Below are 10861 nucleotides of genomic sequence, written 5' to 3'. Positions count from 1 at the left end.
TTGAATCCGTGGGCCGCCGCCACGCGCCATCCATGGCGCGGGGCGGCTAACCCGGCGTCCTGCCGGGTTACCCACGAATTCAAGCCTGCGTTCGGCCAGCGTGGTTTAACGGGGCGCCTGAGATCAAAAGCCAGATCAAGATCACAAGTAGATCAAGATCAAGAGCGGCTCGCTTCGCATCGTGGTTACCGTTGGCTGCTACAGCTTGCGAATGCCCATGCTGCGATAGAGGCGAGTCAGAAAAGCCCTGAGATAACTGACCCACCGCCATCGCAGGCAAGCCAGCTCCCACATTGATTAGCGTTTTGACAGGGCACCATTCATCAAGCCGTCAACAAACCTGTCCATATCCCCTGCGAGGCTGGGTGGATGACTGATATAATCCCAGGCCTTTCGTGGAGAACAGACTTTTATGCCAACGTCCTTTCTGGAAATTGTTGAACTGCCTGACGGCCGAATCGAACTGCGCCGGGCGGAGGACGAGGGTTCTCTGGTTATTCTGGATTTCTCCGAAGACGCCAAGGTCTTCCTACAAGGCCAGCACGTCGAAGTGGCTAAAGCCATGTTGAGCGTGGGCGTGCAGATGGCAGGTCGCCTTGCCGAAGGCGAGCCAGAGAAAGAAGAAGGGCCGCGCGTTCTTCACTGAGTCCTTCGTGAAGGCTGCTTCTGTGGCGCGCCCATCATTACCCCAATCGAATATTCAAACTCTGTGCATCACCCGTACGCGCAGCGCTGATCAGTTGCTGCTTGGCGCTGGCATTCAGCGGGTTCAACCAGCTCACCACCGTATGGCTACGGCCCAGGCGCAAGGCTTCGCAGGTTAGTTGCTGGGCACTTTGTGCACCGCGTGGTTGCAGCAACAGGATACGCTCGCGGTTGAGCCCGGCGTCCCGCAGCCAGGCCTGGGTGAGGCTGGCGGGCGGGGCGATCAATGTCAGCCAGCGGGCGTCCTGATCTTCGCTCAATTCGCGCAGGATAGGTGCCAGCAGGTTCAGGCAGCTCTCAGCCGCACCGCGCAACGACAATTCACTGAACGCCTCAGGTTCGCCGCCCCAGGGGGCTTCGACCGTTTCCTTGAGGATTGGCGCGAGGGGCTGGGCCATGAAGGCCTCGAACAGCGACAGTTGTGTGTGTTGTGGGGTGTGCACGAGCTGCATGATGCCTCCTTTAACGGCGAATGACGCCGACACTCAAGCCTTCGATCACCAGGTCCTGGTCTTTCAGGTTGACTTCGATCGGGGCAAACTCAGGGTTTTCGGCCAGGAGCCAGACCTTGCTGCCTTCGCGCTTGAAGCGTTTGACCGTGACCTCGTCGCCGATACGGGCAACGACGATCTGGCCATTGCGGGCTTCGCGGGTGGTATGCACGGCCAGCAGGTCGCCGTCGAAGATGCCCACGTCCTTCATGCTCATGCCGTGCACACGCAACAGGTAGTCGGCACGCGGATGGAAGAAGGTCGGGTTGATGTTGCAGGATTCCTCGACGTGCTGCTGCGCCAGGATCGGCGCACCTGCGGCGACGCGACCGATGATCGGTAGTGTCGACTCGTCTGCCTTGGCTTCGAAGCCGGGGATGCGAATACCCCGCGAAGCACCCGGGGTCATCTCGATCGCACCTTTGCGAGCGAGGGCCTTGAGGTGTTCCTCGGCGGCGTTCGGGGACTTGAACCCCAATTCCAGGGCAATCTCCGCACGGGTAGGGGGGTAACCATTGTCATCAAGGCAGCGCTTGATAAAAGCCAGAATCTCAGCTTGGCGTGGCGTCAGTTTTAGCATGTTGATCGCTCTGTCTTTTTATACAGTGACTGGGATTATATACAGTGAACTGCGCTTGGCAATCATCCTTTTTGGCGGCTCCGCTGGACGGTCATCCGTCAGCCGTCCTACAGAGCAAAAGCGGCGCTGCCTACAGAGCTGCGAGGATATGATTAAATAGCGGTGAAACAGATGACCGACCAGCCGCAAAGCGGACCCGCAGGCTTGACAAGACACACTCTGAAACGTATGTTTCAAACAAGTGTTTGTCAGGCGGAGTAGCCATGGCCCAGTCGGAAACCGTTGAACGCATTCTCGATGCTGCCGAGCAATTGTTCGCGGAAAAAGGATTTGCTGAAACTTCATTGCGTCTGATCACCAGCAAGGCTGGGGTCAACCTGGCCGCCGTGAATTACCACTTCGGCTCGAAAAAGGCCCTGATCCAGGCGGTGTTCTCACGCTTTCTGGGCCCGTTCTGCGCAAGCCTCGACCGTGAGCTGGAACGCCGCCAGGCCAAGGCCGATCACAAGCCCAGCCTGGAAGAGCTGCTGGAAATCCTCGTGGAACAAGCGTTGGTCGTGCAGCCCCGCAGCGGCAACGACTTATCGATCTTCATGCGCCTGCTTGGCCTGGCGTTCAGCCAGAGCCAGGGCCACCTGCGCCGTTACCTGGAAGACATGTACGGCAAGGTGTTCCGCCGCTATATGCTGCTGGTCAACGAAGCGGCCCCGCGTATTCCGCCTATCGAACTGTTCTGGCGTGTGCATTTCATGCTCGGTGCCGCAGCTTTCAGCATGTCGGGTATCAAGGCGCTGCGGGCAATTGCCGAGACCGATTTCGGTGTGAACACGTCCATCGAGCAAGTCATGCGCCTGATGGTGCCGTTCCTCGCCGCTGGCATGCGCGCCGAAACCGGCGTCACCGACCCGGCCATGGCCACCGCTCAGTTGCGCCCACGCAGCAAAACCGTACCGGTCGCCGCCAAGGTTTGATCGTTGCGGGTGGGCGCGGCCGCTTGCATCCGCTAAGCTAGCCGCCATGCCGATTTCAGCTATCTATTCGCAACCCGTCGTCCTTGCCGTGCCTGGCAGGGACCACGGGTTGTGTGCGTTATTTAAGGAAGGTTTATGACCGCTGCCCTGCAAGGTTCTTTGATGGTCGACGTCGCCGGTACCTGGCTCACGGCCGAGGATCGTCATCTGTTGCGCCAACCGGAAGTGGGCGGCCTGATCATATTTGCGCGCAATATCGAGCACCCACGCCAGGTTCGCGAATTGAGCGCAGCCATTCGCGCAGTGCGCCCGGACCTGCTGCTGGCTGTGGACCAGGAAGGCGGTCGCGTACAGCGTCTGCGCCAAGGCTTCGTACGCCTGCCGGCCATGCGTGCGCTGGCGGATAACCCCAACGCTGAATACCTGGCTGAGCAGTGCGGCTGGATCATGGCCACCGAGGTGCTGGCGGTGGGCCTGGACCTGAGTTTTGCCCCCGTGCTGGACCTCGACTACCAACGCAGCGCCGTGGTCGGTACCCGTGCTTTCGAAGGCGACCCCGAGCGTGCTGCCGTGCTCGCGGGTGCATTTATCCGTGGCATGAACAGCGCCGGCATGGCCGCCACCGGCAAGCACTTCCCTGGCCATGGTTGGGCCGAGGCTGATTCCCACGTCGCCATTCCCAATGACGAGCGCAGCCTGGAACAGATTCGCGCCAACGACCTGGTGCCTTTCGCACGCCTGAGCAAGCAATTGGCCGCCGTGATGCCGGCGCACGTCATCTACCCGCAGGTCGATGCCCAGCCTGCTGGTTTTTCGCGTCGCTGGTTGCAGGACATCCTGCGCGGTGAATTGCAGTTCGACGGGGTGATCTTCAGCGATGACCTGTCCATGGCTGGCGCCCATGTGGTCGGCGATGCGGCCAGCCGTATCGAAGCGGCGCTGACCGCCGGTTGTGACATGGGCTTGGTGTGCAATGACCGTGCGGCGGCCGAGCTGGCGCTGAGTGCGGCGCAGCGGATGAAGGTCACGCCGTCGGCGCGGATTGCGCGTATGCGTGGGCAGGCGGTTGCCTCGACGGACTATAAGCAGGACCCGCGTTGGCTGACAGCGCTTACTGCGTTGCGTGATGCGCAGTTGATCGACTGAAAACCGAAGCGCGGCCATCGCAGGCAAGCCAGCTCCCACATTTTGATTTGTGAATACATTCAGGTGTGGGAGTTGGCTTGCTCGCGAAGGCGGCCTAACAGTCAGCGCTTCTCTTGCTTGTTGGGCAACGGCGCAAACAACGCTTCAATCTCGTCATTGCCCAACTGCCAATCCCCCGTGGTTCGCCCATCCAGCACGCCCGCAGCCAGATCGGACTTCTCCTTTTGCAAGTGCTGAATTTTCTCCTCCACCGTGCCCCGGGCAATCATCTTGTACACGAACACCGGCTTTTCCTGCCCGATGCGGTACGCACGGTCGGTGGCCTGGTTTTCCGTGGCCGGGTTCCACCAGGGGTCATAGTGGATAACCGTGTCGGCTTCGGTCAGGTTCAGGCCCACGCCGCCGGCCTTCAGGCTGATCAAAAAGATCTGCAACTTACCGCTCTGGAAATCCTTCACCGGTGTACGTCGATCCCGGGTCTGGCCAGTCAGCAGGGCGTAGGCGATGCCGCGCTTTTTCAGTTCGGCCTCGATCAGGCTCAGCATCGAGGTGAACTGCGAGAACAGCAGGATCCGGCGACCTTCGGCAAACAGCTCGTCGAGCATGTCCATCAGGCTGTCGAGCTTGCCCGAGCTGCTGCCGCGGGCGGGTAGGGTGGCGTCGTTGACCAGGCGCAAGTCGCAGCACACCTGGCGCAGTTTGAGCAGGGCTTCGAGGATGATGATCTGGCTGCGGGCCACGCCCTTGCGGGTGATCTCGTCGCGGACCTTTTTATCCATGGCCAGGCGCATGGTTTCGTACACGTCGCGCTGGGCCTCGTTGAGGTCGACCCAGTGGATGATTTCGGTCTTGGGTGGCAGTTCGGTTGCCACTTGTTCCTTGGTGCGGCGTAGCAGGAAGGGTTTGATCCGACCGTTGAGGTGCTGCAATCGCACCTCGCTGGCACGTTTTTCAATCGGCACGCGGTAATCACGGTTGAAGCTCTTCACGTCGCCCAGCCAGCCCGGCAGCAGGAAGTGAAACAGCGACCACAGTTCGCCCAAGTGGTTTTCCAAAGGCGTGCCGCTCAGGCACAGGCGCTGGCGGGCATTCAGCTCTCGTGCGGCCTGGGCCGCCTTGCTGGACGGGTTCTTGATGTACTGCGCTTCATCCAGGATCAAGACGTGCAAGGGTAGGGCGGCGAGCTGTTCAATGTCCTTGGGCAGCAGGGCGTAGGTGGTCAGCAGCAGGTCGTAGTCCTGCAGGTTGGCGAAGTGTTTCTTACGTCCTGCGCCATAAAGTGCCTGCACTCTCAGTTGCGGGGTGAAGTGCGCGGCTTCATCCAGCCAGTTCGGGATCAGGCTGGTGGGCATCACGACCATGCAGGGCCGATCAAGGCGCCCTGCGTTTTTTTCGGTAAGGATGTGCGCCAGGGTCTGCAAGGTTTTGCCCAGCCCCATGTCATCCGCGAGTATCCCGCCCACCTCGAGTTGGCGCAGCGACTGCATCCAGCTCAGACCTTCCAGCTGGTAGGGGCGCAAGGTCGCATTCAGACCTTCGGGCGCCACGCAGGTGAAATCCTTGATATCGCGCAGACGCTGGGCGAAGTTGCGGATCTTCTCGCCGCCTTCCCATTGCAGAGGCAGGTCTTCCAGCGGGTTGAGGCGTATGGCGTCGGCCTTGGCCAAGCGCAGCGCGGTGGTGCCGGCTTCCTGCAGGTAGAACTCGCCGAGGGTCGCCAGTACCGGCTTCAAGCGGCCGTAGGGCAGCGCCACTTGCAGCGGGCCGTGGCCGTTGGGCAGGCCGGGGATGTTCACCAGGATCAGCTCTTCATCGCGGCGCCGCGCCAGTTTCTCCGGGTTGAGGATCTCGGTGTGAGAGCGCATCAGGTTTAGCAGGATCGGCAGCAGGCTCAAGCGTTCGCCGTTGACGATGATGCCCAGCTCCAGGTCGAACCAATCGCGTTCCGGCCCTTCATCGACCGTGGCATACCAGTCATCAACGGGGCTGAGGTCAAAGCCGAAGTCTTCATCGATCTGCAGTTCCCAACCCTCGGCACGCAAAGTGGGCGACACATTGAGGGTGAAGTTCAGCCAGGCACTGTCATTGACCATCTCGAACAGCTCGCCGGCGCTTTCCGGCAGGGCCTTGCTCTGGCGCGTGGCGATCTTGAAGCCAAGCAGGCGCAGGTGTTCGCGATAGGCCTGCTCTTGCTCGGGTTGGCGCTTGATCCGCAGGCTCTGCGTCTCCTGGCGCACAATGATGTCGGCATTTTTTTGCCCGCTGACATAGTTGCCCAGGTAGTTGAACGACAGCGCCGCACGGTGCTGGATATAGCGCTGCATCTTGCCGTTGCGCGGCTCGAACGCGCTGAATTCCACGCTGGCCAGCCACAGGCGTGGCACCGGCTGCACGTCGTCCATCACCACCTGCGGCAGGACCACGCGGTTATCGAGCACGGCCTGGAGTTTTTCCAGCAGTTGCGCATCCTGGGCCGCTGCCGGGTAGGCCAGGGTTTCCTGAACCTTGAGCAGCACCGCCGCGATGTGTTTGCAGTTGGTGTGCACCGGGCACGTGCAGCGGCTGTCCACCAGGATCAGCAGGCCCTTGGCCGATTCGCGCAGTGAGATGGTCTGGCGGTATACATTACCGCCCGAGCCTTCGCAACTGGCGGTGATGGTGCTGTCGCCGCACTCGACGATGCGCACGCGGTTCTCCAGGGCGTAGCGTCGCCCGCGCTCGAGGCTTTGCTCTTTGAAGCGATTGGCCCACGAAGGGGCCAGGGGTTTGGTCAACGACGACGTCAGGGGCATGGCGCGCAATCAGTCCTGAAGGTCGGGCGGTGGTGCACTGGGTGGCTTGGCGGTCAGCGAGGTGATCTTGATCAGCAGCGCCAGGTGGCCGCCGTCCAGGTAGTTGAGCTGGTTGTTCTTGGTGCGCACGTCTTTCTGGCTCAAGTGTTCGCTGGCGATTACGCTGCCGTTGCTGTCGAACTGGTTGATCCAGAAATCCGCGTCGATATCGGTAAAGCGCCCCAGTTGCAGGCTCAACACCCCTTCGATAGGGAACTGGCCGAATTGCTCCTGGCCGTCGGTGATCGCCACCTTCACCGGTTGCTCGCCCAGGTTCTGTTCCCAGGCCTTGTGGGCGAGCACCGTGTAGTTGGCGTCGGCGCGCAGCTTGTCGACGATATTGCCCAGGCGCGGCGGGCTCATCCGCTCACCCAGGCGCGGCGCTCCGGCATCCCAGTTTTCCGGCGCGGCGCGGCTGTTGATCACCGGTTCTGCATTCTGGCGCACCAGGATCATTTCCACCTGATACAGGCTGTCGGCAAAGGCCGAAGGTGCGAGTACCACCAACAACAGGCTCAAAATGCGGAACACGCGCATGGGGGCGTCCTTAAACGGATTTCGGAATGAGGCGTTCAAACAGCGCCTCCAAGGTGTTGAAGCGTTCTTCGGCACGTTCCATCGGCACCATGAACTTGAACAGCGTAGCCCCTTCGAACTTGTAGCGGTTGGGCTGGCCCTGGATCAGCTTGATCAGCACCAACGGGTCGACCGGCGTCTGCGCTTCGAATTCGATACGCCCGCCTTGGGGCCCGGCGTCGACTTTCTTGATGCCCAACTGCTCGGCCTGCAACTTGAGCAGGGTCAGGCGCACCAGGTTCTTGGTCGGTTCCGGCAGCAGGCCGAAACGGTCGATCATCTCTACCTGCAAGTCCTTGAGGCCTTCTTCGTCGGCCGCCGAGGCAATGCGCTTGTACAGGATCAACCGTGCATGCACATCCGGCAGGTAGTCTTCGGGAATCAACGCCGGCAAGCGCAGGTTGATCTCCGGGCCGCCGCCCAAGGGTTGGTCGAGGTTCGGTTGTTCGCCTTTGCGGATGGCTTTTACCGCGCGTTCAAGCATCTCCATATACAGCGTGAAACCCACCGCCTGGATCTGCCCGCTCTGGCCGTCGCCGAGCAATTCACCGGCACCCCGGATTTCCAGGTCATTGGTGGCCAATACAAAGCCGGCGCCGAGGTCCTGGGTATTGGCGATCGCTTCCAGGCGTTTTTCCGCATCAGAAGTGATCTGCTGGCGCGGCGGTGTGAGCAGATAGGCATAGGCCTGGTGGTGACTGCGCCCGACGCGCCCGCGCAATTGGTGCAGCTGCGCCAGGCCGAACTTGTCGGCACGCTCGATGATGATGGTGTTGGCGCTCGGCACGTCGATGCCGGTCTCGATGATGGTCGAGGCGATCAGCACGTTGAAGCGCTTGTGGTAGAAGTCGCTCATCACCTGTTCGAGTTCGCGCTCGCGCATCTGTCCGTGGCCGATGGCGATACGGGCCTCAGGTACCAGTTCGGCGAGGTCGGCGGCGCATTTCTCGATGGTTTTCACATCGTTGTGCAGGTAATACACCTGGCCGCCGCGCAGCAGTTCGCGCAGCAGGGCTTCCTTGACCGTGCTCTTGTTCTGCTCCATCACGAAGGTGCGCACCGACAGGCGACGCGCCGGTGGCGTGGCGATGATCGACAGGTCGCGCATACCCGACACCGCCATGTTCAGCGTGCGCGGAATCGGCGTGGCGGTGAGGGTGAGAATGTCGACTTCACTGCGCAGGGCCTTGAGCTGTTCTTTCTGGCGCACACCAAAGCGGTGTTCTTCGTCGATGATCACCAGGCCCAGGTTTTTGATCTTCACATCGTCCGACAGCAGCTTGTGAGTACCGATGACGATGTCGATCTTGCCCTCGGCCAGATCGGCGACGGCGGCATTCACTTCCTTGGCGGACTTGAAGCGGCTCATCACCTCCACGGTCACCGGCCAGTCGGCAAAGCGGTCGCGGAAGCTGTTGTAGTGCTGCTGGGCGAGCAGGGTGGTTGGCACCAGGATCGCCACCTGGCGACCGCCGTGCACCGCAATAAAGGCTGCACGCATGGCCACTTCGGTCTTGCCGAAGCCCACGTCGCCACACACCAAGCGATCCATCGGCTTGGGCGCGAGCATGTCGGCGCGCACCGCTTCGATGGTGGTTTGCTGGTCCGGGGTTTCTTCGAAGGCGAAGCCGGCACTGAAAGTGGCGTAGTCGGCTTTCGGGTCGGCGAAGGCATAACCTTCGCGGGCAGCACGGCGGGCATAGATGTCGAGCAGTTCGGCGGCCACGTCGCGCACCTGTTCGGCGGCCTTGCGCTTGGCTTTCTGCCAGGTCTCGGAGCCCAGTCGGTGCAACGGCGCCAAGGCGTCGTCGCTGCCGGTGTAGCGGGCGATCAGGTGCAGGTTGGCCACCGGCACGTAGAGCTTGGCGCCCTCGGCGTATTCCATGGTGAGGAATTCGGCGGCCTGGTTGTCGATCTCCAGGGTCTGCAGGCCCAGGTAGCGGCCCACGCCATGGTCGATATGCACCACCGGCGCGCCTTCGCGCAGCTCGGTGAGGTTCTTGATCACCGCGTCGTTGTTGGCATCGGCGCGTTTTTCCCGGCGCCTGCGCTGCATCACGCGCTGGCCGAACAGCGGGCTTTCGGCAATCAAGGCCAGCGCCGGGTCATCCAGCTGCAGCCCTTCGTCCAGCGGCGCGATGGTGATTGCCAGGCGCTCTTTGCTGGCGACAAAATCCGGCCAGCTGTCGACGGTTTTTGGCCGCAGCTTCAGGCGTTCCAACAGCTCCAGCAGCACTTCGCGACGCCCGGCGGATTCGGCGGTAAACAGCACGCGGCCCGGGAAGTCACCGAGGAAGTTAGACAGCGCCTCCAGCGGTTGCGTGGCTTTGGCCTGGATCGCCAGATCGGGCAACGCGCTCGCCGGGAAACGCTCGCGGCCGCTGCCGGCGTCCACGTCCTGCTGGCTGGCGACCACACGCGGCCAGTTTTTCAGGCGCGCGAAGCAGTCTTCAACTGGCAGGAACAGTTCAGCGGGCGGCAGTAAAGGCCGTGATGGATCGACGCGGCGTTCTTCGTAGCGGTTGCGCACATCGTTCCAGAAGTTTTCCGCCGCCTGTTCGATACCCGGCAGGGAGAACACCTGGGTGTCCTGGGGCAGGTAGTCGAAGAGGGTGGAGGTTTCGTCGAAGAACAACGGCAGGTAGTACTCGATACCGGCAGGTGTAATCCCGCTGCTCAAGTCCTGGAAGATCGGGCAGCGACGGAAATCCACGTCGAAGCGTTCGCGAAAGCGCGCCTTGAAGCGCGTGACCGCGTCTTTTTGCAGCGGGAACTCCCGCGCCGGCAGCAGCTTGATCGAGTCGACCTTGTCGATGGAACGCTGGTTCTCCGGATCGAAGGTACGCAGCGTCTCGATCTCGTCATCGAACAGGTCGATGCGGTACGGCAACTTGCTGCCCATCGGGAACAGGTCGATCAAGGCGCCGCGCACCGCGAACTCACCGTGCTCGTACACCGTGTCGACGCAGCGGTAGCCGCTGGCTTCCAGGCGCGTGCGCATCTGCTCGACGTCGAGCTTCTGGCCCACGTCCAGCACCAGGCTGCTGCCGAGCAGGAACTTGGTCGGTGCCAGCCGGTGCAGGGCGGTGGTGATCGGCACCACCAGCACGCCGTGGGCCAGTTCCGGCAAGCGGTACAGGCTGGCGATGCGCTGAGAGATGATGTCCTGGTGCGGCGAGAACAGGTCGTAAGGCAGGGTTTCCCAGTCGGGAAAATGCAGCACCGGCAAATCCGGGGCGAAGAAGCTCAGCTCCTGCTCCAACCGTTCGGCACTTTGGCTGTCGGCGGTGAGCAGCAGGGTAAAGCGCTTGGCTGCGCTGGCAGCCTCGGCAATGGCCAGGCTCAGGGCTGCACCGGGCAGGTTGCCCCAGTGCTGTTTACCTGCCGCGGCAGGGAGTAGCGGTAGACGCAGAACGGGCACGGAAGGTTGAGCTCCAAGCGTTGCGACAAAGTCGGTAATTGTAACGGCCCCAGGTGCCGCCTGTCAGTTGCTGACTGTGCCTATTACGGTTTGCAGGAAATGTAGTGGCTAAGACAAACAATGGCGGGTTTTGACTCAAT

The 10861-nt window shown here is 61.6% G+C and carries 8 protein-coding genes; 3 read left to right on the top strand and 5 right to left on the bottom strand.

From position 1 onward, the window contains the following. Positions 1–412 precede the first annotated feature (412 nt). Positions 413–646: a hypothetical protein gene (locus JJD66_RS11760; protein WP_003189656.1), complete on the top strand. Its 234-nt coding sequence runs from the start codon at positions 413–415 to the stop codon at positions 644–646. 37 nt (positions 647–683) lie between these two features. On the opposite strand, the gene sulA is transcribed toward JJD66_RS11760, so the two are convergent. Continuing rightward, positions 684–1157 carry an SOS-induced cell division inhibitor SulA gene (gene sulA / locus JJD66_RS11755; RefSeq protein ID WP_005786162.1) on the bottom strand — a complete coding sequence of 158 codons (474 nt, stop codon included), beginning with the start codon at positions 1155–1157 and terminating at the stop codon, positions 684–686. Between the two features lie 10 nt (positions 1158–1167). Next, the gene (lexA, locus tag JJD66_RS11750) at positions 1168–1776 is read right to left on the bottom strand and encodes a transcriptional repressor LexA (protein ID WP_003172575.1); all 609 of its coding nucleotides are present in this window, start codon (positions 1774–1776) and stop codon (positions 1168–1170) included. Between the two features lie 263 nt (positions 1777–2039). On the opposite strand from lexA, the gene JJD66_RS11745 reads away from it, so the two are divergent. Both JJD66_RS11745 and nagZ read left to right on the top strand, forming a co-directional pair. Beyond that, entirely contained in the window at positions 2040–2747 is a 708-nt protein-coding gene (locus JJD66_RS11745; RefSeq protein WP_034126647.1) for a TetR/AcrR family transcriptional regulator, read from the top strand. A 135-nt stretch (positions 2748–2882) separates the two neighbouring features. Further along, entirely contained in the window at positions 2883–3893 is a 1011-nt protein-coding gene (gene nagZ, locus JJD66_RS11740; RefSeq protein WP_019818244.1) for a beta-N-acetylhexosaminidase, read from the top strand. Positions 3894–3994: 101 nt separating this feature from the next. Here nagZ and JJD66_RS11735 read toward each other — a convergent pair whose 3' ends face one another. From JJD66_RS11735 to mfd, 3 genes are read right to left on the bottom strand one after another with little or no spacing between them, the layout of a single operon-like run. Beyond that, on the bottom strand, positions 3995–6685 hold the full coding sequence (locus JJD66_RS11735; protein ID WP_105226174.1) for a DEAD/DEAH box helicase: 2691 nt from the start codon (positions 6683–6685) through the stop codon (positions 3995–3997). Between the two features lie 9 nt (positions 6686–6694). Further along, positions 6695–7261, bottom strand: coding sequence for a CsiV family protein (locus tag JJD66_RS11730; RefSeq protein WP_200648200.1), 567 nt, complete (start codon positions 7259–7261; stop codon positions 6695–6697). A gap of 10 nt (positions 7262–7271) precedes the next feature. Next, positions 7272–10721 (bottom strand): transcription-repair coupling factor, encoded by a 3450-nt coding sequence (gene mfd, locus JJD66_RS11725; protein ID WP_057975694.1) that lies wholly within the window; start codon positions 10719–10721, stop codon positions 7272–7274. Between the last annotated feature and the right edge of the window lie 140 nt (positions 10722–10861).

The sequence above is a fragment of the Pseudomonas sp. MF6751 genome, from assembly GCF_016613265.1.
Classification (GTDB): domain Bacteria; phylum Pseudomonadota; class Gammaproteobacteria; order Pseudomonadales; family Pseudomonadaceae; genus Aquipseudomonas; species Aquipseudomonas fluorescens_BV.
The sequence above is the reverse complement of the archived record's forward strand: the minus strand, read 5'-3'. Positions and strand labels throughout refer to the sequence as shown.